At 71.5% G+C, this 21,707-nt stretch carries 15 protein-coding genes and 2 pseudogenes; 10 read left to right on the forward strand and 7 right to left on the reverse strand.

The window, feature by feature from the left end:
* The first annotated feature begins 489 nt into the window (after positions 1-489).
* The 4 genes from V2W30_RS38710 (at position 490) to V2W30_RS38725 (ending at position 4,131) form a co-directional block, all read left to right on the forward strand.
* Entirely contained in the window at positions 490-1,422 is a 933-nt protein-coding gene (locus V2W30_RS38710; protein WP_338703275.1) for a PRC and DUF2382 domain-containing protein, read from the forward strand.
* Positions 1,423-2,366: 944 nt separating this feature from the next.
* Complete coding sequence (locus V2W30_RS38715) at positions 2,367-2,831, forward strand: hypothetical protein (protein ID WP_338703277.1); 465 nt, start codon at positions 2,367-2,369, stop codon at positions 2,829-2,831.
* A 58-nt stretch (positions 2,832-2,889) separates the two neighbouring features.
* Complete coding sequence (locus tag V2W30_RS38720; RefSeq protein ID WP_338703279.1) at positions 2,890-3,630, forward strand: DUF4239 domain-containing protein; 741 nt, start codon at positions 2,890-2,892, stop codon at positions 3,628-3,630.
* Between the two features lie 87 nt (positions 3,631-3,717).
* A complete protein-coding gene (locus tag V2W30_RS38725; protein WP_338703280.1) occupies positions 3,718-4,131 on the forward strand; it encodes an NUDIX domain-containing protein in 414 nt (137 codons plus the stop codon).
* A gap of 16 nt (positions 4,132-4,147) precedes the next feature.
* Here V2W30_RS38725 and V2W30_RS38730 read toward each other — a convergent pair whose 3' ends face one another.
* Both V2W30_RS38730 and V2W30_RS38735 read right to left on the reverse strand, forming a co-directional pair.
* Positions 4,148-4,924, reverse strand: a complete 777-nt coding sequence (locus tag V2W30_RS38730) for an MBL fold metallo-hydrolase (RefSeq protein WP_338703281.1) — start codon at positions 4,922-4,924, stop codon at positions 4,148-4,150.
* Between the two features lie 288 nt (positions 4,925-5,212).
* Entirely contained in the window at positions 5,213-6,586 is a 1,374-nt protein-coding gene (locus tag V2W30_RS38735; RefSeq protein WP_338703282.1) for an FG-GAP and VCBS repeat-containing protein, read from the reverse strand.
* 403 nt (positions 6,587-6,989) lie between these two features.
* Here V2W30_RS38735 and V2W30_RS38740 point away from each other — a divergent pair, with 403 nt between their 5' ends.
* Positions 6,990-8,009 (forward strand): NADP-dependent oxidoreductase, encoded by a 1,020-nt coding sequence (locus V2W30_RS38740; protein WP_338703284.1) that lies wholly within the window; start codon positions 6,990-6,992, stop codon positions 8,007-8,009.
* Between the two features lie 29 nt (positions 8,010-8,038).
* Positions 8,039-8,415, forward strand: a pseudogene (locus V2W30_RS38745) (MerR family transcriptional regulator).
* Positions 8,416-8,520: 105 nt separating this feature from the next.
* On the opposite strand, the gene V2W30_RS38750 reads toward V2W30_RS38745, so the two are convergent.
* Together V2W30_RS38750 and V2W30_RS38755 are read right to left on the reverse strand one after the other, a co-directional pair.
* Entirely contained in the window at positions 8,521-9,645 is a 1,125-nt protein-coding gene (locus tag V2W30_RS38750) for an NADH:flavin oxidoreductase (protein WP_338703286.1), read from the reverse strand.
* A gap of 292 nt (positions 9,646-9,937) precedes the next feature.
* On the reverse strand, positions 9,938-10,366 hold the full coding sequence (locus V2W30_RS38755) for a MarR family winged helix-turn-helix transcriptional regulator (RefSeq protein WP_338703934.1): 429 nt from the start codon (positions 10,364-10,366) through the stop codon (positions 9,938-9,940).
* Between the two features lie 92 nt (positions 10,367-10,458).
* Between V2W30_RS38755 and V2W30_RS38760 the strand changes: the two genes are divergently transcribed.
* The 3 genes and pseudogenes from V2W30_RS38760 to V2W30_RS38775 all read left to right on the forward strand — a co-directional run bounded on the left by V2W30_RS38760 (position 10,459) and on the right by V2W30_RS38775 (position 13,720).
* The gene (locus V2W30_RS38760) at positions 10,459-11,286 is read left to right on the forward strand and encodes an alpha/beta hydrolase (protein ID WP_338703287.1); all 828 of its coding nucleotides are present in this window, start codon (positions 10,459-10,461) and stop codon (positions 11,284-11,286) included.
* Between the two features lie 191 nt (positions 11,287-11,477).
* Positions 11,478-13,054: pseudogene (locus tag V2W30_RS38770) on the forward strand (isocitrate lyase/PEP mutase family protein).
* An 81-nt stretch (positions 13,055-13,135) separates the two neighbouring features.
* On the forward strand, positions 13,136-13,720 hold the full coding sequence (locus tag V2W30_RS38775) for a GNAT family protein (RefSeq protein ID WP_338703290.1): 585 nt from the start codon (positions 13,136-13,138) through the stop codon (positions 13,718-13,720).
* 263 nt (positions 13,721-13,983) lie between these two features.
* Here V2W30_RS38775 and V2W30_RS38780 read toward each other — a convergent pair whose 3' ends face one another.
* Together V2W30_RS38780 and V2W30_RS38785 are read right to left on the reverse strand one after the other, a co-directional pair.
* Positions 13,984-15,573, reverse strand: coding sequence for an oxidoreductase (locus tag V2W30_RS38780; RefSeq protein ID WP_338703291.1), 1,590 nt, complete (start codon positions 15,571-15,573; stop codon positions 13,984-13,986).
* Positions 15,574-16,393: 820 nt separating this feature from the next.
* Complete coding sequence (locus tag V2W30_RS38785) at positions 16,394-16,954, reverse strand: hypothetical protein (RefSeq protein ID WP_338703292.1); 561 nt, start codon at positions 16,952-16,954, stop codon at positions 16,394-16,396.
* 492 nt (positions 16,955-17,446) lie between these two features.
* Between V2W30_RS38785 and V2W30_RS38790 the strand changes: the two genes are divergently transcribed.
* Entirely contained in the window at positions 17,447-18,400 is a 954-nt protein-coding gene (locus tag V2W30_RS38790) for an ADP-ribosylglycohydrolase family protein (RefSeq protein WP_338703294.1), read from the forward strand.
* A gap of 1,465 nt (positions 18,401-19,865) precedes the next feature.
* Here the strand turns inward: V2W30_RS38790 and V2W30_RS38795 are convergent.
* The gene (locus tag V2W30_RS38795) at positions 19,866-21,461 is read right to left on the reverse strand and encodes a cation acetate symporter (protein ID WP_338703295.1); all 1,596 of its coding nucleotides are present in this window, start codon (positions 21,459-21,461) and stop codon (positions 19,866-19,868) included.
* Positions 21,462-21,707 lie beyond the last annotated feature (246 nt).

The following is a 21,707-nucleotide window of genomic DNA, read 5'->3' on the forward strand; positions in this document are numbered from 1 at the left end:
TGGGTGTGTGCCCGGCTCGCCGGGTCCGAACGGATCGCTACCGACCGCACCTGTCGCGCTGCCTGAACCCGCGAAGACAGCCGCGGGTCCGAACTGCTCCTCCGCCATGACCCGTTCCTCCGGGAATGGGGAACTCCTGACTGCGCGTGCCCTGTCGTCCGCTGATGGACGGCGGGGCACGCGCGTGCTTCCGGTCGGCCTCGGGCGCCGCGGGTCCGGTTCGGGATCCATCGGGACTCAGCGGATCCCGAGCGAGGGGAGTGGTAAATGCCAAGCGTTCACCCGAACGGCCCTCGTCAAAAGGCCCCGGGGTCATCGCGTCACATCGCCTGTGCCCACCCCGAGAACCGGTTCTCACCAGGCATTTCAGCTACAGCGAGTGAAGCCCCTTGTTGCGCGCTCCGCCGTTTCGCCGCGCGATGGATATGTGGCACATGGCCAACTCGGTGGCGCTCCGCCGCCTCCATGTCCCGAAGGGAGTGATCACGCATGACGCAGGGCGAGATCAGCAACCCCGATGCTCTCGTTGGGCTCACCGCTTACGACCGCACCGGAGAGAAGATCGGCAGCGTCGAGCGGGTCTACCTTGACGACAAGACGGGCAAGCCAGACTGGGCGACGGTCAAGACGGGTCTCTTCGGCATGAAGGAAACCTTCGTGCCGCTGAACGGAGCCGCGCACAAGGACGACCGGCTCCAGGTGATGTACACCAAGGAGGCGGTCAAGGACGCGCCTCGAGTCGAAGCCGACCAGCACCTCGACGAGTCGGAGCAGCAGCAGCTGTACGCGCACTACGGCCTGAGCAGGCCCGCGGCCGCCCCGGCCGGCAACGCCGGAGCCGGGAACCGCACTGATCGCACGGGCCAGGGTGTGGGCGGCGCGGCAGGAGCGGGCGGTGCGGCGGGTGCGGGTGCAGGTGCGGCAGGCTTCGCGACCGGCGAGGCCCACGGCCGCCACGCCGCGGGCGCCCGGGAACCCGCGATGCGTGGCGCCGCGGACGTACCGGGCAAGGCCGACGAACTCATCCGTTCCGAGGAGCGCCTGCGGGTCGGCGTGGAGGAGCAAGAGGTCGGCCGTGCCCACCTGCGCAAGGTCGTCGAGACGGAGAACGTGACCACCACGGTCCCCGTGTCGCACGAAGAGGTTCGTGTGGTGCGGGAGCCGATCCGGGACGGCGACGTCCAGCGCGCCACGATCGGCGAGGCGGAGACCGAGGTGACGCTGCACGCCGAACGTGCGGTCGTCCGCAAGGAGACCGTGCCGGTCGAGCGCGTCCGGCTCGAGACCCAGAAGGTCACGGAGACGAAGGAGGTCTCCGACACCGTGCGCAAGGAGAAGATCGAGTTCGACAACCCCAAGGGCGATCCGGGCATGCCCGGTGAGGGCGGGATCGGTCGTCGCGGCAAGGGGCCGCGTCACTGAGCGCAGCACAGGAAGGGATGGGCCCGGCCGCGCGGCCGGGCCCATCCCTGTGACGTGTGGCGCGGCGTCCGAGCCGTACGGCGGCCGTTCGTGTGAATCACGCCAGGTGTGCGCGCGCCAGGGCGGCGCCCGCCCCGGGTGGCGACCAGCATCACCGAAATGATCATCGGACGATCGGGCCGCACCCGTACCTCGCTGCGCAGCTTGCTGCTGGCTGTTCTGCTGGGGGCGGCCTGTTGCTGGACGGCCGATGCTCCGACCGTGGCCGACGGTGCGGAGGCGAACGGTCTCGCGCTCGACGTCACCGTGAACACACGCCCTGGCCTGGGCGCGCTGCGGCCCGGAATCCGAACCGACGCGACCGTGGTGAAGACGTACCGGCTGACCAACCGGGGCGGCGCCGACCTCTACGGGATCCGGATCGATGATCCGGCGTTCCCGGGAGCCCGTATCCGGTGCCCCGGCGGCGGTGACCGGGTGCCCCGGCTGACCGGGCTGCGGTCGACGCGTTGCACCGCGACGGGACGGGCCCGCGCCGGTACCTGGGTCGGCAAGGCGGAGGCCGCCGGGAGACAGCCGTACCTGCGAGCCACTGTGCGGGCGAGCGCCCGTTCCGGATACGCGGGAGTGGGCGCCCGATTGAACCTCGTGCAGACCGCACGCGTCACCGGGCCCGCACGGGCAGTGGTCCGCTACACCGTGAGCAACCCCGGAAACCGGACGGCGTATCAGGTCCAGGTCACCGATCCGGCGCTCGCCCCGGCCCGAGTCGGCTGCGCCGGCAGGACGTCGGTCGTCCCCGGCTCGCGCCCGGAGCGTCGGCCGTCTGCACCGCCGAGGTGCGGCGCGCGCCCGGCAGGTACGTCGGGCGGGGCCGCGCCCTGGGCACCGACCGGTTGCGCACGCTCGGGCCCGGGGGCGGGGAGGTGGCACCGCCGCGGCTCATGGCTACGGCTTCGGCGCGTTTCACGTTGACCGGAACGGCCGTACGGACGTCACCTCCGCGCTCCCGGGCGACGGCGCCCCCGCAGACTCGGCGCGAACCGGCGGCGAACCTGCCGCCCGGCGCGTTCGAGGTACCGCCCGAGGTGCTGGGGCTGCCGCCCGTGCCCGTCGGCCCGGCGCCCGTTCCGCTCGCCGCCGCGCTGCTGGCCGCCGTCCCTCCTCCGCCGGGCGTCGCGCCGCCCGGAGTCGCACCGGCGTCTCCCGTGCTGCCCCTGCCCCACCGGCAGGCCGCTCCTCGTCAGGAGGCAGCCACCCGTCAGGAGGCCGCGCCGCAGCGTCCGTTGCTGCGTCGCTTCGTCCGGGACGACCACACGCCGACCGGACTCGGACTCATGACCGCCCTGTTCCTCATCCTCCTGCCGGCCGCGCTCGCGGCGGTCCTGCTCGGTTCCCGCAGGAACTGAGAGCGCCGACCGCCTCCCGCCGCCCCCGCCCATCGCCTCCCGACCGACCAGGACCCTGATGATCGAAAGTCTCGCCATCGTCCTCGGCGTAGCGCTGCTCGCCGCCGCGATCGTCGTGCTCAAGCACCGCCTGTGGCCGATGGGCCCGGACGAGGAACCCCGCGAGGACGTCGCCGAGTACATCTCGATGATGGTCGGCGTGCTCTACGCGCTCGTCCTCGGCCTCGCCCTCGTCTCCGTGTGGGACACGCACTCCAGCGCCGAGGACCACGTGGCGACGGAGGCGAGCGCCGCTCACCAGATCCATCTGCTCGCCGCCGGGCTGCCCACCGCGCAGGCCGAACGGATGCGCGTCGACATGAACACGTACGTACGTCACGTCGTCGACACGGAGTGGCCCTCGATGGCGCAGGAGAGCGCCCCCGACACTGCCGGCTGGCACCTGCTGGACCGAGTCCGTGCCACGGCCCAGGAATCGACCGGTGAGACGCAGGTGCAGCAGGCCACGGTGCAGGAGACCCTCGCGCAGCTGAGCACCTTGGACGAGGCGCGGCGCGGACGGGAGTCGGATGCCGGGGAGCGGCTGTCTCCCGTGATCTGGTTCGGCCTGATCGTGGGCGGCTTCCTCACGGTCGCCTTCATGTTCATGTTCGGTGTGACGCGCAGCTTCACCCACGTGGTGATGGTGATGGGCCTGTCCGCGCTCATCACCTTCACGGTGCTGCTCATCTACCAGCTCAACACGCCGTTCAGCGGCATGTTCGCGGTCGATCCCGAGGCGTTCACCCGCTACTTCTGAGCGTCGACGCGGGCGAAGGGCCCACGCGGAGCGTGGAGGGCCGAGAGTGCTGACTCGGGACGGTGACCTCGGCTACCGTCCCGAGTCATGGCCGAGGACAAGGGTGTGGGGGTGCCGGAGAAGGTGGCGTGGATCCTCGTCCGTGACCACCGGGTGCTGGTCACGCGGAGCCACGGCAGAGATCGCTTCTACTTCCCCGGCGGTCATCGTGAGGCGGGTGAGTCCGACCGCGACACCCTGGTGCGCGAGATCGACGAGGAACTGCGGACGGCGATCGACCCCGATTCGATGGTGCACTTCGGCACGTTCGAGATCGGCGAGGGCCACCCGGATCACGACCCCTTCAGGATGATCTGCTACGTCGCCGACCACCGCGGCGAACTGACCCCGTCCAGGGAGATCGCCGAGAAGGCGTGGTTCCGGTACGCCGACCGGCACCGGGTCTCCGCCGTCGACGGGCTGGTTCTCGACGCGCTGCACAGATCCGGGTGGCTCGCCTGACGCCGCTCCCGCCGACTCACCTGCGGGTGCGGCCCCTCGCGTGATCGCGTGCCGCCGAGACAGCCTCGCGCACCTGGCCGCGATGCACAGGACCATGCCCGGGGATCAGTACGTCCGCCTCCATCCCTTCGAGCAGATCCAGGGAGTCCAGGGCGCGGGACCGGTCGGTGTGGAACATGTTCGGGAGCAGCTGCGGCCCCTGGGTGCGTGCCGTGGGATGAGCCGTCACCACGGCGTCGCCGGTGATGAGAATCCCGTGGGTGGGCAGGTGGTAGGCGCAGTGGCCGCGCGTGTGTCCCGGCGTGTGCACGGGAACGGGGGAGCCGGGCAGGTCGAGGCCCCCGGAACCGGGGAAGCCCTGCGGCTTGGCGATCGGGACATGCTGGGTCCCGCCGGAGCGCAGCGCGTGGACGGCCCAGGGGAGGACACCGGGACGCCACGCCCGGGCGAGGATCTGGCCGACGGACACCTGGTCCAGGAAGTCACGGCGGGCGTGCGGGACTTCCTCCTCGTGCATGAGGACCGGCACTCCGTGTTCGGCGCTCAGGTACTCGGCCGCGCCGATGTGGTCGTTGTGCGCGTGCGTGACCAGGACGGCGGACACGGCCCCCGGGCGCAGTCCGACCTTCTCCAGAGAAGCGAGCACCGCGTCGCGGTCGCCCGGGTAGCCGGTGTCGATGAGGGTGCCGCTGTCACCGTCCTTGACGATCACCCAGTTGGTGTTGCTGCCCGAGACGGCGTAGACATCGCTCGTGACCCGCACGATGGCGTCGTCGTGAAGAACCTTCGGCATGGAAGGCTGATCCTTTTCTCGCGTGGAGTGCCACACGTGTGTGGCGGGCGGATCGCGGTGCCCGGCGCACATGTCCATGGGGTGCGCTTCGGTGCGGTGTCCGGCCGCTCCGGCCGGGTGACCGGACACCGCGGATGATGCGGGAGGTGTGCCGTGGGCGCGGGGGTGTGCGCCCGAACGCCCGCCCGGAACCTCGACGGGGCGTCGCCGTCACACTAGTTGGTGCCGCCGCGGTACGGGTCCCCCTGGACGAGCGGGGCGTCCGGAGTGCCGGACGCCCCGGGGTGGTCAGGGGCGCGTCGTCGCGCCGAGCGCCGAGCCGAAGCGGGCCTTGACCGCCGGGTGGTCCAGGTCCTGCGGGGTGAAGAGGATCGACCCCGTGCCGGTCGGCCCGTCGGCGGAGCCGGGGAGGACGCTGACCGCGCCCGTGCCGAGGTACTTGCCGGGGGCGCCGACGGTCAGATCGGCGGCGCCGTCGGCGTTGTAGTCGCCGGCGGTTACCGCGGAGCCGAAGAGGTCATTTCCTTCACTGGCTCCGGCCACGCCCGTGGTGGCCAGCGAGATGGTGCGCGCGCCGTCCGCGTCCAGACCCGACGTGGTACCCGGCACCACCGTGACGGCGCCCGCGTTGTTGAAGCCGTCGGGGTCGGGGACGGTGACGTCGGACGTGACGAGGTCGGCGTGGCCGTCCCCGTCGAGGTCCGCGAGGGTCGCGGCGCGACCGGGCTGGGCCGTACCCGGGTAGGCGACCCCCGCTCCGAGGCCGGACGCGGTGCCGGGGAACATCCGCAGCAGGAAGTCGTCCGGGCCGTCCGAGTATCCGGTGCTCACGACGATGTCGGCGCGGCCGTCGCCCGTGACATCGCCGGCGACGATGCTGTACCCGGCGAACGGCAGCCCGGTACGGCCCAGCGCCTTGCCGGTGATTCCCTGGGCCGAGCCCGCCAGGACACCGAGGGTGCCCTCGTCCGCGGGGTCGTCGAAGTAGGCGACGGTGGCGAGGTCGGTGTACCCGTCGCCGTTGACGTCGGCGGCCGCGACCTGCTCGGCCCCGGCGCCACCGCCGGGCGGCGTGTACGCCTTCATGGCCGGCTTCGACGTATCGCGCAGTTTGGCTGCGCCCTTCACGACCTGGACCTTGGCGCCGGCCGCGACGGCGATGTCGTCCCGCCCGTCGTGGTCGAAGTCGCCGACGGCGAGCTTGTTGCCGAATGCCTGACGGGCCGTCGGGGTCGGCGCGTGGAAGGCGATCGCGTCGTTGCCGAGGCCGCCCTTCGCGCCGAAGACGACGGTCACCGAGCCGGCGCCCTTGACCGAACCGATCGCTTCGCCGCCCGACCCGATGACGAGGTCGGCGTATCCGTCGCCGTCCACGTCACCGACGGCGGTGGCCGAGCCGAACCGGTCGCCCGCCTCCGGGGTGCCCGGGATGCCCGCGGTGCGCTGGGTGATTCCCTTGTGGCGGGTGGTGCGTACGCCCTGCGCGGTGCCGTACGCCACGGAGACGTAGCCGGCCTTCGCGTGCCCCGCGATCGTCCCCTCCGGAGCACCGACCGCGAGATCGCCGAAGCCGTCGCCGTCGAGATCGCCCGCGCGGGCGGCTGCCGACTGCGTACCGGTGGCGGCCTGAGCCGGCAGCACCGCCAGAACTCCGCCCGTCACCGCCAGCACTGTCGCGCATGCCGCGAGAGTTCGTTGCCGTCCCATGCCGTTCACACTCCTGTAGCTCCGGATGCGGTGGTGCCGGTCCGTCCGTGCCGCTGGGCGTCTGTACCGCAGGGCGACAGAGGTTGGACCGGCACCAGGGCAGACCGGCAAAGAAGGTGACAGGTTGCACCCACTGATGTGAAGAAGAAGTGAACGACCGGGACTCGTGAGCCTCAAGAGGCGTCCCTGGCCCAGGCGTCCAGGCGTCCAGGCGTCCAGGCGCTCAGGTTTCGAGGGCCCAGGTGTGTGAGGTGTCGGCGGGAGTGGCCGCAAGGGGCCGCACGGGCTTGCCCATCACCCGCACGTCAAGAGTTAGCGTCCGGGCCTGCCCAGCCACTTCGGCGCCCGGAGGTTCCCCATGCCCACACCGTCCATCGGCCGCGAGATCCGCCTGGCGGCCAGCCCCGCCGGTCTGCCGGGGCCCGAGCACTTCGAGGTCGCCGAGGCGCCCGTCCCACGCCCCGCCCCGGGTCAACTCCTCGTCCGCAACCGGCACTTCCTGGTGTTCCCGGGGCTGCGCACTCTGATCTCGGCCGGTGCGAAGGACTTTCCGTTCCCACCGCTGAAGCCCGGCGAGACCCTGTTCGGGCCCGCGCTGGGCGAAGTGGTGGCGACCGGGCCCGGCGTCGCGGACGTACGGACCGGCGCCTTGGTCACACACATGCAGGGGTGGCGGGAGTACGCGGTGGTCGCCGAGGACGCCGTACGTCTCGTGCCCGACGGACACCCGGACCCGGTGGCGTTGCTGTCCACGGCGTCGGCCGCGTACGGGGCGCTGACCCGACTGGCCCGACTGCGGCCCGGTGAGACGGTGTTGGTGACCGGCGCGGCCGGCGGGGTCGGTTCGCTCGCCGGGCAGACCGCGCGACTGCTCGGCGCCACGCGGGTCGTCGGCACCACCCGCAGCCCGGCCAAGGCCGCGCGGCTGCGGCAGGAACTCGGATACGACGCCGTGGTCGTGCCCGGCGACCCTGGAGGACCCTCACTCGCCGAGGCCGCCCCGGACGGCTACGACGTGATCGTCGACAACGTGGGCGGTGAACAGCTCACTGCCGCACTGGAGTTGACGCGGCCCGGCGCGCGGGTCGTCGTGGTGGGCGCCCTGGCCGGACAGTTCGATCCGGCGCTGTCCGGCGGGAGTTCGCCGACCGTGATCGACACGTTCGTCCTGGTGAAACGCTCGGTCTCGCTGCTCGGCTATCAGACCGTGGACCATCCCGGAGTGGAGGAGGAGTGGCACGAGCGTTTCACCGACTGGCTGCGGGCCGGGCGGATCACCTTCCCGTACACGGTGCTGCCGGGCATGGAACGCGCTCCGTCCGCGTTGCAGGAACTACAGCAGGGGCGGCACTTCGGAACCCTGGTGGTCGAAGTCTGACCGCACGCGATGCGAGAGGGAGGTCCTGGATGCGGATCGGCGACGCGGCGGCGGCCGCAGGCACCACACCGCGCGCCCTGCGCTTCTACGAGGAGCGGGGCCTTCTGCCGGCGCCGAGGCGCACCGCGTCGGGCCAACGGGTCTACGTGGAGCGGGACGTGGCCCGCGTCCGTGTGGTGCGCGAACTGCTCTCGCTCGGCCTGACCGTGGCGGACGTCCGGGTGTGCGCCGACCGCATCGACCTGCTGATCGCCCAGCCCGGGCGCCGGTGCTCCGCGCCCACGCCGGGTGCCGCCCAGGGGTCGTGGCCGGGCGGATCGCCGCACTCGACGCCGAGATCGCCCGGCTCACCGCGCTGCGCGAGCGTCTCGCGGAGCAGATCGCGGCGCCCGAGCCTGCCGTGTGACGGAACAGGCGCGGGCCGCCCAAGCGGCGGCCCGCGCCTGCGGGATCACCTCAGATGAATCGGCGCAGATGAGATCGGCGCGGATGAGACCAGCTCAGGTGCGGATCAGCTCAGGGTCTTCAGCGAGGCGGCGTCGTACGGCTTCAGCTCGTCGAAGCGGTCGGCGAGGACCTTCGCCGCCCACTCGGGGTCCTGAAGCAGCGCGCGCCCGACGGCGACCATGTCGAACTCCTCCGACTCCAGACGGTCGAGGAGGTTGTCGATGCTCTTGACCGGCGATCCCTTGCCCAGGAAGGCGTTGACGAAGTCGCCGTCGAGGCCGACCGAACCGACGCTGATGACCTGCTTGCCGGTGATCTTCTTCGTCCAGCCGGCCAGGTTGAGATCCGATCCGTCGAACTCCGGCAGCCAGTAACGGCGGGTTGAGGCGTGGAACACATCGACGCCGGCCGCGGCGAGCGGGGTCAGGATGGCCTCCAGCTCCTCAGGGGTCTCGGCGAGCCGGGCCTTGTAGTCCTGCTGCTTCCACTGCGAGTAGCGGAACAGGATCGGGAAGTCCGAGGAGACCTTCTCGCGCACGGCCGCGACGATCTCCGCGGCGAACTTGGTCCGGGCCACCGGGTCGCCGCCATAGGCGTCCGTGCGCCGGTTCGTGCCCTCCCACAGGAACTGGTCGAGCAGATATCCGTGGGCGCCGTGCAGCTCCACGCCGTCGAAGCCGATGCGCTCGGCGTCCGCGGCGGCCTGGGCGAACGCGGCGACGACGTCGTCGAGGTCCTGCTGCGTCATGGCCCTGCCGGTGGCCTCGGCACCCGCGGTGGCCAGGCCCGAGGGGCCGACGGCGGGAGCCTCGGGGAAGGGGGCCTCGCCCTGATTGCGGACCATGCCGATGTGCCACAGCTGCGGGACGATCGTGCCGCCCGCCGCATGGACGTCCTCGGCGACCTTCGCCCAGCCCGCGAGCTGCTCCTCGCCGTGGAAGCGCGGCACGTCGTCGCTCTGTCCGGCCGACTCGTGTCCGACGTACGTGCCCTCGGTGATGATGAGGCCGACTCCGGCGGCGGCCCGACGGGCGTAGTACGAGCGCACGTCGGCGCCGGGGACGCCGCCCGGGGAGAACATCCGGGTCATCGGCGCCATCGCGATCCGGTTCGGGACGGTCAGGCCGTTGAGGGAGATCGGGCGGGACAGTATCTGGGCCGCGCGGGAAGTGGTCGTCGTGCCGGTCACGTGGGTGCTCCTGGGGGGTTCGCCGGATACCGGTCAGTATGTGATCATGCATTGTTACAGCACATGAACTAACTACGGCAACGCCGGTCTCTATTCCGCGTTCCGTTCCCTGATCCGCACGACGTCAGACGCCGGTCCGGAGCCACGACATCGGCGCGCGGCCACGTCCGGGCGGGCCACGTCCGGGCGGGCCGCGTCAGGTGGGCCGTTCTCGGCGTCACCGCCGTACGCGCCCCGGCGTCTCGCGCGCCAGGGGGTCAGAGGGCGGCGCCCCGCACCGGACGCGCGTGGGTCACGACGTCCGCCGGGTGGCATCAAGCGCCGACGTCAGGAAGCGACGCACCGTCTCCAGTTCGTGCGCGTCGAACTCTTCGGCGACGCCTCTCACGTCGTTGATCACCGGTCCGAAGAAGGCCCATCCGAGTTCCTGTGCCTTCTCCTCCACGTGCAGGAGGACGCGTCGCCTGTCGGCGGTGTCCCTGGTCCGCCGGATCAGTCCGAGTCGCTCCAGGCGATCGATCAGGGCTGTGGTCCCGGCCGAGTTGAGGCTCAGTCGTTCGCCGAGCCGGCCGGGTGTGGCGAGGGAGTCCTCCCGTGCCGCGTCCAGCAGGTGGATCAGGGCGCGCACATCGGTGGGGTGGAGCCCGTGACGCGCGGCGAACTCCGCGCCGAGCAGGTCGAACTCCACGGCGACCGCGCGCAGCAGGTGCACCAGTCCCATCGCCGGACTCTGATCGTCGTTCACGCACACTCCTCGGGCCTCTTGGATATTATCTCGCTCAGCGAGATTCTTTCCGAGCGAGGGGAAAGCCCGTGCAGCTGTCCGCTTTCGACCGTGCCTATGACGAACTTCGCTCCCACTGGCCCGCCTCCACCGAGGAGCAGGATGTCACCACGCCGTACGGGCCCACCCGCGTTCACGTGTACGGCCCTCCGGGCGCCCGCCCTCTGATGCTGCTCCCCGGAGGATCAGCCACCGGCCTGGCCTGGTACGCCAACGCCCCCGCCCTCGGCGAGCGGTACCGGGTCCATGCGGTCGACCTGCTGGGCGACGCCGGCCGCACGGAACGCCGGGGCGCGGTGCTGAAGAGCACCGAGGACATGATGGCTTGGCTGGACGCTCTCCTGGACGGGCTCGCGCTCTCGCGCACACACCTGTGCGGCCACTCGTACGGAGCCTGGCTGGCCGTGAACTACGCACTCCACGCACCGCAGCGCATCGACCGCCTCGCCCTCGTCGACCCCACCCAGGTCTTCGCCGGCTTCCGCCCCGGCTACCTGCTGCGCGCCCTGCCCCACCTGCTGCGCCCGAGCGAACCCCGCGCCCGTGCCTTCCTGGCCTGGGAGACGGACGGTGTCCTGCTGGACGAGACCTGCCGGCGTCTTTACGCGGCGGCCGCCGCAGTCCCGGGCCGCAAGATCGTCACAGGCCGCCGTCCCCGCACCGCGGACCTGCGGATGCCCGTACAGGTCCTGCTCGCACAACGCAGCCGCGCCCACCACGCCGCGAAGGTTGCGGCCGGCGCCCGCCGCGCCCTCCCGCAGGCCGAGGTGGCCGTGCTGCCCGGGGCCACCCACCACTCCCTGCCCTCCACCGACCCCGAGGAACTCAACGCCCGCCTGCTGGACTTCCTGGACTGAAACGCCCGACTCGCCGAGTTCGCCGTACGGGGAGACCCGGCCGCACGGCCGCAGACTGCCCGCGACCGTGCCTGGCCCGGCGTCGGCAACGGCGCCGCGCGGCGCTCGGCGAGCGAGGGCGCGCCGCCCGTCATGACACCGCAGAAATACTTCGGTCGGCGCCGAACCGTACCGCGCCTGGCGTCAGGACCATGACGCACGCGACGCATGAATTCACCCGGCATACGGACGTGCGCGCGGCGCTCGCCGACCCGGCGCTGGTCCCCGAACCACCGGCGGCGGACGACGGTCCCGTCGGGGCGAGCGTCGCGTGGCTGCGGGCCACCGCGGCCCGATCCGGTTCCGGTGAGCCGCACCAGCGACGCAGTGCCCTCGTGGAAGCCGAACTCGCCGGGCTGGATCCGGCCGCGCTGTGGCGCGCAGCGACGGTCCCCGGTGAGGGGAGCCCCGGGTGCGAGCGGTCCATGTCCTCGCCGAGGCCCTGGAGTTGCCGGAGCCCGGAGCGGTCGCGGAGGCCGTGACCGTCGTGGCCGGGTCCTCCTCCGGGGGCGCGGACCCAGCCGCGGACGAGGCCGTGGACCGGCTGGTGGCGCTGCTCGTGCCGGAGCCGGAGCACGCGAACCAGTGCGCTCTGGAGGCCGCCGCCCACCGCATCGGCCTGCTGGTGCAGGCGTGCGCGGCGACGGCGGCGCTGGTCGACGCCGCGGTCGACGGCCACGCACCGCCGGCCCGGATGCTCCAGGAGACTCCACCGGTGCGCACCACGCGTCGCAGGGCGGTGCGCGCCACCCGCGTCGCCGGACGCGACATCGCCCCGGGCGACGTCGTGCTCCTGTATCTGGCGGTCGTGCAGAGCACGCCTCCCGTACCGCTCACGTTCGGGTCCTCGCCCCGGGTCTGCCCCGGCAGGGCCCATGCTCCGGCCTTGGCCGCCGGCCTCCTGCGGCGCCCGCTGACCCCCTTCGCCGAACTGCACCATCAGGCCGCGCCGCTGTTGTTGCCCAACGCCTGGGACCACGCCTTCGCCGCCGCCTTGGCAGCCCAGGGTTTCCACGCGATCGGCACCACCAGCCTGGCCGTGGCCGCGGCCCTCGGCCTGCCGGACGGAGCGGCCGCCACCGCAGAGGCGACCGTGGCGCTGGCCCGCCGACTCGGACGGGGCGCATTCCAGTTCACCGTGGATGCCGAAAGAGGGTTCAGCGACGACCCGGAGGAAGTGGCCGAACTTGCTCGAAGTCTGCACGAAGCCGGTGCCGCGGGGATCAACCTCGAAGACGGCCGCTCGGACGGCACCCTCGCCCCCGTAGGTCTGCTTGCCGCGAAGATCTCCGCCGTCAAAGCCGCCGTACCCGCGCTGTTCGTGAACGCCCGCACCGACACCCACTGGCTCGGCCACCGGGAGGACCAGGAGGAGACGACCGCGGAGCGCCTCGCGGTCTACGAACAGGCCGGGGCGGACGGGGTGTTCGTGCCGGGGCTGTCGGATCCGGACGGGATCGCGGCCTTGACGCGGACTCTCGTCGTGCCCCTGAACATCCTGTACTCACCGACCGGCCCGGACCTCACCGAACTGGCCGCGCTGGGCGTGCGCAGGATCAGTCTCGGTTCGCTTCTCTACCGGAGGGCTCTGGCAGCGGCCGTGACCACCGCGACCGATATCCGCGACGGTCGGCCGACGGACCTCGGTGCCCTCTCCTGCGCCGAGGTGCAGGCGGCTTCCGAGGAAATCCCGTCACGCCCGCGGAACCCTGACACGATCCGCCGGTAGCCGGCGCGCTCACCGCGCGCACCGGACCAGGGGGCGGAAAATCACTGTTCTGCCCGCCCGCGAGGACGCAAGATGGCCCGCATGACTGTGGCCACCCCGACCTTGCAGACCGCTCGCCTGCGACTGCGCCCTTTCACCGAGGCCGACGCGGACCCTCTCTACGCGCTGCACAGCGACGCCCATGTGATGCGCTACTGGGACTCCCCACCGTGGACCGAACGGGCCCGCGCCGACCGGTTCGTCACGAGGTGTCAGAAGATCGCGGACGAAGGCACCGGAGCACGGGTGGCCATCGATCGTGCCTCGGACGGCGCCTTCGTCGGCTGGTGCGGCCTGACGGAATGGAACCCGGAGTACCGCAGCGCGTCCCTGGGCTACTGCCTCAAGGAGGCGATGTGGGGCCACGGCTACGCGACAGAGGCCGCGCACGCCCTGCTGCGGTGGGCATTCGACACACTGGACCTGAACCGCGTCCAGGCCGAGGCCGATACGCGCAACGAGGGATCCGCCCGCGTCCTGGAGAAGGTCGGATTCGTCCGTGAGGGGACGCTGCGCGAAGACTGCGTGGTGAACGGCGAGGTGTCCGACTCGTGGGTCTTCGGTTTGCTCAGACGAGACTGGCGACCGTCCGACCCACCGCATGCGGCCGACCGGGCCGCCGTCTGACGGGCCCCGCACGCGCGCCGTGAGAGCGCGTGGACAAGGGGGCGAGGCACCCGCGGTCGGCTCATCGACCGGCCGGCCGCGGCGATCGGGTTCGACGGTTTCCTCGTCCCCCGCGCACAGCGCTACCGACGCGGCCGTTACTCGGCCGACGGATGCTCCCTCGACGGCCACCATCACACCGCACCGCACCGCACCGCACCGTGCCGCGTCCTGCCGGACCCGCTGGGCCCGAACGGACACCGAGCCGCCCCCCCCGGGACGTGTCATTGGCGGCTGAGGGCCCTGGACACCCCGGCGGTCAGGGTCGTCGCCAGAACCCATCCGGCGGTGGTCAGGGCGTAGGCGAGCCACTGCCCGGCACCTTGGGGCGCGAAGGCGGCCTTCTGCCCGAAGCCGATGATGGGGAGCAGGAGGTCGAGCGCGTAGAACACCGGGCTGAACGGAGGCGCCTTGGCCGCTTCGAGCGGAGCGGGTCGATGCGCCGCGAAGAAGGACGCCCCCACGGCGAGGAGAGCGATGATCCACAGGGCGGCGAGCGCGGGCCGGTAGCCGTAGCCCACCGTGGCGTCCTGGAGATAGCCCCAGACACGCGCGTGCAGGGGGAGTCCGGAGCGGCGGTGGCGCTGCTTGGCGAGCAGCACGGTGCGGGCTTCGTCCTCGTGCCCCAGACGGCGGTAGGCCGCAGCGAGTTGTTCGTAGGGCTGGGGTTGGTAGCCGTCGGTGCTGCGCCGGATCCAGGCGAGCCGCTCGCCGGCCCGCAACGGGGTGGCGAGAGCGTCGTACGCCGTGTCGGACAGTCGCAGCCTGCCGGGCCAGGTGGCGGGCGCGTCGTAGAGGACGCCGAGTCGGGCGTTGCCGGCGTCGACGATGCCGTCGATCGGCCGCCGGGTGCGCAGATCGGTCTCTCGCGCCTGGACCAGGCGCAGCGACAGCGCGGTGCCCGTGGGATGGGTCATGGTGGTGTCGTTGAAGCTGAGCCGGGTGCCGACGTGGGTGCCGTCGAGCTTGACGCCGCCGTTCACGGTGAGGCCCTCGCCGAGGTCGAAGTTGCGGCTGACGGTGACGTCGACGGCTTCGAGGGCGACGCTCCCCGGATTGTGCAGGCGGGCTCCGCAGAAGCCGATGGCCGCCGCCACGTCGGCGCCCGACAGGATGATGCGGCCCTCGGCCCTGAATCCGGGGTGGAAGGTCAGGTCCTCGGAGATCTGCACGTGGTAGGCGTCGAGGGCGGTGCCGCCCGGGTTGCTCAGGTGCGCGCCTCGCAGGTCGAACTCGCCGGATACGGAGGCGCCCGACAGTCGCACGGCGCCGTGCACGGTGAGGTGGGTGCCCAGCAGATCCCCGCCCGTGGTGAGACGTACCGCGGACACGGCCTGTTCGTCCGGGGCCGTGATCACCGTGTGCGTCAGGTCCAGATCGCTGCGGATCTCGGCACGGGAGAGAACGAGAGGGCCGGACAGCCGGCAGCGCGAGAGTACGAACCTGCCGTCGACCTGGGCCAGGTCGGCGTTCAGTCCGGGCAACTCGCAGCCGGTGAAGGCGAGTTCCCGGAACTGGGACCCTCGCAGGACAGGGACTTCGGTGAACTGACAGTCCGTCAGGACGATGGGTACGGTGACGTCGGCGAACCGCAGGTCGAGCGTGCCGGTGATCTCGGCACCGCTCAGCCGCAGCGCGGGGCGTTCACCCGGACCGGGCTCGGGACCGGCGCCGAGAAGCAGGGCCAGGACGCATTCGGCGCGGATGGCGGGCCGGGCGGCACGCGGTGTGGCGGGTCGAACGTCGACCGGCCGGCCGTGAGCGTAGGAGAGCCACAACTGACGCTCGGCAGGGCCCAGTTCTTCGAGACGCATGGTCGATGATCATCGCAGCGCGGGAGCCTCACGTACAGGCTCCGCCACCGGGTGGGGCGAGCCTGGGCCGCGCGGAACGGCGGCCGCCGCCAGGACCGGACGCCATCGATACGTTCGAGCAGTGCTCGGGCTTCGACGGAGCGGCGGTGTTCCGGGCCGAAGGAGGCGCCCGTATCTGGATGGCGCTGGTGGTCGGGCAGCGCGCGGCAGGCGCCGCGTGAGGGCAGGGCGGCGGGACAGCGGATTCCGGCGACGGCGAACCGCCACCCTCTGGCCATCTGACCTGCACGTTACTGCTTGCGCCGCCCGTACGCGTACGAGCGGTGTTCGGTGCGGTGGACTCTCGTCCAGGTGTGTGACGATCAAGCGCTCCGGCACGCTGAACGAACTGTGTTCCCCGGCTGTCGGCGGCCGGGGAACACCTGGCCCCGTCGGTTCGAGGAACGGGGCCAGGCGTCCAGGAGGCGAGTCCGGCGGCAACGTGTGCACTTCCCCCGTCTGCGCCGCAGGCGGCAGGCGCCACAGCCGGACTCGGTGGATGCAACGAGCCAGGATCCGCCATGTTCTGCCATGAGGCGTGGGATTGACGGTGTTCGCCAGATCTGCGGCTCTCCTTCACTGTTCCCGCATGGCTGTGCCTGCTCGTCCACCGGTGAGCGAGTGCGCTGAACGCACCCCCGCTGAATCGTGAGAACCCCCGCGACGTTCGCGACTACGAACGCCTTGCCCGTTCTCCGAAGCCCACGTGGACCGTTCCCGCCGAGGTGAGTCCCCATGGCGAGATCACTGACCGCCTCGCCGGCGGCGGGTCGCCGACCGCTCAGGATGTCGGGGCGAGCGCGTCCCACACGATGTAGTGGAACTGCCGTCGGCCGCCCTCGATCGGACCCAGGTACTCAAGGCCCGCCACGTGCCCCGCGCTGGTCGGCATGCAGAACCATGTGCCTGCCGGAGCCATGGATGCCGAACCCGTGGAGTAGTCGCGGATGAGGTCCACGCAGTGTGTGAGAGTCGCCCCCTCCAGGGAGCGGGCGACCCGTCCGTTCAGCGCGGCGAAATCGTCGTCCCCGCTCCACGAGATGTCCGGGCTCTTCACCGCTTTGCCGGCGGTGCCGTGCTCCAGGTCCGCACTGTGCCCCGGCTCCAGAGCGAAGTTGCCCGATCCGAGAACGGCTGGGGCCGCGCTCGACGGGGACGAGGGCGAGGCGGTGTCCGCGTCCTGGGCGGCTGAGGCCCGCGGAGTCGTGGGCGTGGTGGCCGGTGGAGCGGGGGCGGGGGCTGAGGTGTGCCCGACCGGGGCGCCCGCCTGCGGTGTGCCGGATCGCTGCTGGGTGAGCACGGTCACGACGAGGCCGATGACCGGGATCAGGATGCCGACCACCCACCATGCCCAGCGCGGCGGCGCGCCGTGGGCGGTTGAGGGCGCGGGCGGCGGGACCTGAGGGGGACGCGAAGGCGCAGGCGGCAACGAGCCGTTCGGATCATGCGTCATCCCGAGTTCCCCCACCAGCGAGCCGTTCCGAATTCACTCTCTGCAAGATCTGCACCGTACCCAGTGCGTCGGGTACATGCCACCGATCGTGCCGTGGTGAGGCGGGTCGTACCGGTCGAGCGTGCTCGAAGGTCCAGAGGGGCGAGGTGGGTGGCGTTGGTCGCGGCCATCGCCGAACGCATCACCCGCAAGGCCCTGACCCCGCAGACCACCGACACCGCGGGAGCACGCGGCATGACGTCCCCTCCGCCGACGCGGTCTACGCGATGCCTTTCGTCGGCGCCTCGATGAAGGTCTCCGCCACCATCGCCGCCTACCTGGTCGGCGGCAGAGGCGGTGCGAAGGCCATGGCGGTCTGCGCGCTACGGATAATCTGCGTCGATGAAGCGGATTCAGCGGGCCGCCGGCGTGATCGTCGGCTCGGCGGTGGGCGACGCGCTGGGAGGCCCCTTCGAGTTCGGTCACCAGGGTGCGTTTTCCGCCCGGTTTCCTGTGACCGATGTCGATGCCGGTGCCGGTGGCGGTGGCGGTGGCGAGATGTGCGGAGGTGGCGGCTGGGATCCCGGCGAGGCGACCGACGACACGCAGATGGCCGTCCTGGTCGCTGAGTCGCTGCTGGAGCGGGGCGGACTGGATCTGCCGGACATATTCGCCCGCTTCCAGCGGTGGGCATCGTCGGAACCGAAGGACATCGGTTTGCAGACCGAAGACGTCCTGACCAACGGCAGGCCCTGGGACCTCGCCGCCGCGTTCCACGTCCAGGTCAACGAACGAGCAGCGGGCAACGGCTCCTTGATGCGGGCATCGACCTCCGCGGTCCGCTTCGCTGCCGCCGGCCGGGAAGCCACCATGGACGCGGCCCGCCGGATCGCTGCTCTCACGCACGGCGACCGCGCGGCCTGGGAAGGAACCGCGATTTTCCACGAACTCGTCCGCGTAACCCTCGACGACGCAGACCCTCTCGCCGCGCTCCCGGACATCCTGGCTCATGTCCACCCCGACCACCGCGACCGCTACGCCACCGTCCTCGCGCCCCATTGGCACCCCGACCAGGCGACCGAGTTCAACGGTGCCGTGTGGCCCTGCCTGGGCTCCGCCGTGTGGGCCCTGCGCACCACCGATGGCTTCGAGGACGCGCTACGCGCGGCGATCGACCTCGGCGGTGACACGGACACCGTCGCGGCGGTGACCGGAGGTCTCGCGGGGGCGTACTACGGCCTGGACGCCATCCCCGCCCGCTGGACCCAGCCGCTCCATGTCCCCCTCCCCGGATTCGGCGGACGGGTGCTGCACTTGCCGGATCTTCTCCGACTCGCGTACCGCCTCGGGGGCTGAACCGGGAGCCCCTCCACAGGCGGCGCGGTCACCTGACCAGTGGCTCCGCGAGGAGGCCGGCTCGATCGGTTACGACAGACGACGGTCTCTGGCGGCAGGGCCGGGTGGAGCGAGCTGGGGATCGCCCCGGCGAACCGTTCCTCGCGGGTGGCCGCATCCGCATCGAGGCGGCAGGTGCTCGTGGCGAGGCTCGGTCCGGCTTCGGGGTGCGTGGCCAGGGGGGGGCGAAAGGTCGCGGAGTCTCACGTGCGCGCGACGGTCAGTCGCGGGCCTGCGCGACAGCATCGCTCCCGTCTTGGGTGGCAGCCCCGTCATGGGCGGGTGTCCGCCCATGGTCCTGTTTCGGCAGCGTGCGTTTACCTCTCGAACATGCGACTGGAAATCTACTTTGGCGAGAGTAGACATTGTGCGGCGGTGTGGCTATGGTTTCTCTCGCAGGTGAGAACGAGCAAGGCCCGGGCAGGCATGGACTGCCCGGTAGCAGTACGTAGTTGAAGTACGCAGGTCGGTGCGGCGGTGGAGTTCCGGAGCCAGGTTTCTCGTAGGACGGCGACGGGACTGACGGCCGGACCGGGTGGCCCGCAGTGATCAGGGGCTGCCGAGAGCGGGACCGTAGTTCATGTAAGTGCATGACCCGGCAGTGAAGTGCGTGGAGTTGTTCCCCGGTGAAGGCGTCTCGCTGCCGACGCGCGCACCGGGAAGTTCGGCAGTGGGGGTTCCGAGCCAGAGCAGTGGAAGGACGGGCGAGGAGCCGGCTGTCGAAGTGTGGCGCTCGCGCAGGCCACGGAGCAGGAAGCGGAACAAGCAGTACCAGCGGTATGAAGTCCCCCTTGCGAAACGCACGATGCGCAGTTGTTCACGCGGGTGAGAACGGAGGAAGCGGCATCATCAGGATCGCCCGGGCGCTGTCACCAGGCCCGGGTACCGCAGGACATCGATAGTGAGGTGATCTCCGGTCGAGCAACCGCGATCCCCGCATCCCCCCGCCCCCTTCCGGGAAGTACGTGGATGCACGAGGCCGGCGCAGGACCCGGGCCGGCGGATGGTGTAGCTGTTCTGTTCCTTCGGGGCCCTGGTGCCACCTGGCACCAGGGCCCCTCAGACCGCGCGGGACCGGAGCTCCCCCGGATCCGGTCCTGGCGCGTGGAGCCCTTCTGGCGTGCGGGCGAGGCCGCGTGAGCTGCCTTGTCGCCCGGCCACGTGGCGGAGGGCTGAGGCTGGAGCCGTATTGTCGGCGATACGGCTCCAGCCGAACCCGGTTGTCCCGGCTCGCGGCCGGGCGCTTGAGGGCGATCAGGCCGGGCGGACTTCGCACAGGTCAAGGCCACGGGCCGGACGGTGCGCTCCGCAGTTCGAGACCCACGGACGATCTGCCTCCACCACGACGGCGCCGCGTGTCCGTCGGACCCGCCCCGGTGCCTCTCCCGGAGACCGACCGGTCGTCAGAGAACCGGGAACGACCGGGCTACGACCGTTCGCCCCCGCCGCCCTGACCTGATGTCACCAGGCCGTGCCAGGCGCGTTGCCGCGTCTCATCAGGGTGTGTGCGCCCCACGAGTCCGAGCAGGAAGCCCACCGGAATGGTGATCAGTCCGGGCGTCTGGAGCGGGAACCAGTGCACGTCCTGGTCGGGGAAGACCGCGATGGGCGAACCGGTGACAGCCGGGGACCCGGCCAGCAGGAACAACGTGAGGGGGATGGTCCCGTAGACGCTCCAGCGCACACCGGTGGCCGAATACCCCGGCAGGAAGAGCGCGTACACCAGGACCGGGGCGAGCACGGAGGCCGCGACGGTGAACGACAGGGAGATCAGCGTCAGCCTGCCGCGGTCCGCGAGGGCGGCCGAGAGGATGACAGCGACAGCTCCCACGAGCACGATGCTCAGGCGCGCCCTGCGGATCTCCCGGGCGGCCGACGACGTCGAGGCGCTGCGCGAGGCTCGGCCCAGGTCGCGAGTGATGCTGCACGCGGCGGCGAGCGTGATTCCCGCCACGGCCGCGAGGGTGGTCGCGAAGACGGCGCACGCGATGATGGCGAACAGCATGCTGTGCCGCGCGCCTCCGGCGGCGGGGTCGAGCGCGCCCGTCACCATGAGCAGCGCGGTCGCCCCTCCGGGGTCGGCTGCCCGGATCGCGTCACGGCCGATCAGCGCACAGGCCCCGAGCCCCGCCACGACCACCCCGGTGCACACGACCGCGACGGGGCCCACGGCCCAGCCCACGGCGCGTCGCGCGGTGAGGTCGTCCCTGAGCGGGTGCAGGCGCATGGTGAGGTGCGGCAGACAGGCGGCGCCGATCAGCAGGGTGGCCTGAAAGCTGATCAGGTCGAGGTGGCCTGCCACGGAGGAGCCGAAGTGCTGGCCCGGCCGCAGGTAGTCGGCGCCGGCTCCGGATCGGTCGTGGGCGGCGTCCACGAGGGCCAGGGGCGACCAGCCGTACCGGGCGAGGACGATGCCCGCCAGCAGCGACAGCGCGATGAGCACCACACCGACCTTGAGGATCTGTACGTAGCCGATCCCGCGCATGCCGCCGAAAGCGGCGTAGCCGATCATCAGGGCTCCACCCGCGACCGTACATCCGGTGAGCGCGCCGTCCGGGAGGCCGAACATGGCGGCCAGGATCCGTCCGGCGGTGGTCAGCTGCACCAGGAGCAGAGGAGTGAGGACGACCAGGCTCGCGACACCCAGCGCCCTGCGAACCGACGGATCGCCGAGCCGGTCGGCGAGGAAGTCGCCCAGGGTGAACGCGCCGACGCGGCGCAGGCGTTCGCCCAGGAACCGCATCACGAAGAACAGAGACAGGACCGTGGCACCGGCGAACAACATGCCGTCCGCGCCGTCGAGGGCGACCGCGCCCGTGGTACTGAGCAAGGTCGCCGCGGAGATGTAGTCACCGGCGATGGCGAGCCCACCGCCGACCGGTCCGAAGGCCGCGCTGCCTCCCGCGTAGAAGTGCTCGGGGTCGTCCAGATCGGCCGCCGCGAGCCCGCACAGCAGCAGCGACACAGCGACGAAGCCGAGAAAGACCACGACCGCGAACGACTGTCCGTCGCCGCCGCTCACGGTCGACGCTCCCGCACGACCGGTCTCCGACGGTGGGTGAGGGGGATGCGGACGGCTGAAGGAATCGGACTCGGACTCGGATACGGAGTCCCCGTCCGAGTCGAACGAGGTGCGGGAGAAGACATGCCGGGTATGGCATCAGCCGCTCGGCCGACGCGTACAGACGAAGGAACGTTCTGAAGGCGTCCGCACAACGTGGCCGAGAACGTGTTGTGCAGGCGTACAAACCCTCAGCTCGGCGGCGGG

It is taken from the genome of Streptomyces sp. Q6, assembly GCF_036967205.1.
Lineage (GTDB): Bacteria > Actinomycetota > Actinomycetes > Streptomycetales > Streptomycetaceae > Streptomyces > Streptomyces citrinus.

What these genes read in the sequence shown, in the direction of transcription:
- V2W30_RS38780 (WP_338703291.1), bottom strand. Translation starts at nt 15,573, where the DNA reads ATGCGTCTCGAAGAACTGGGCCCTGCCGAGCGTCAGTTGTGGCTCTCC.
- V2W30_RS38710 (WP_338703275.1), top strand. Translation starts at nt 490, where the DNA reads ATGACGCAGGGCGAGATCAGCAACCCCGATGCTCTCGTTGGGCTCACC.
- V2W30_RS38730 (WP_338703281.1), bottom strand. Translation starts at nt 4,924, where the DNA reads ATGCCGAAGGTTCTTCACGACGACGCCATCGTGCGGGTCACGAGCGAT.
- V2W30_RS38725 (WP_338703280.1), top strand. Translation starts at nt 3,718, where the DNA reads ATGGCCGAGGACAAGGGTGTGGGGGTGCCGGAGAAGGTGGCGTGGATC.
- V2W30_RS38755 (WP_338703934.1), bottom strand. Translation starts at nt 10,366, where the DNA reads ATGGGACTGGTGCACCTGCTGCGCGCGGTCGCCGTGGAGTTCGACCTG.
- V2W30_RS38790 (WP_338703294.1), top strand. Translation starts at nt 17,447, where the DNA reads ATGAAGCGGATTCAGCGGGCCGCCGGCGTGATCGTCGGCTCGGCGGTG.
- V2W30_RS38715 (WP_338703277.1), top strand. Translation starts at nt 2,367, where the DNA reads ATGGCTACGGCTTCGGCGCGTTTCACGTTGACCGGAACGGCCGTACGG.
- V2W30_RS38720 (WP_338703279.1), top strand. Translation starts at nt 2,890, where the DNA reads ATGATCGAAAGTCTCGCCATCGTCCTCGGCGTAGCGCTGCTCGCCGCC.
- V2W30_RS38775 (WP_338703290.1), top strand. Translation starts at nt 13,136, where the DNA reads ATGACTGTGGCCACCCCGACCTTGCAGACCGCTCGCCTGCGACTGCGC.
- V2W30_RS38740 (WP_338703284.1), top strand. Translation starts at nt 6,990, where the DNA reads ATGCCCACACCGTCCATCGGCCGCGAGATCCGCCTGGCGGCCAGCCCC.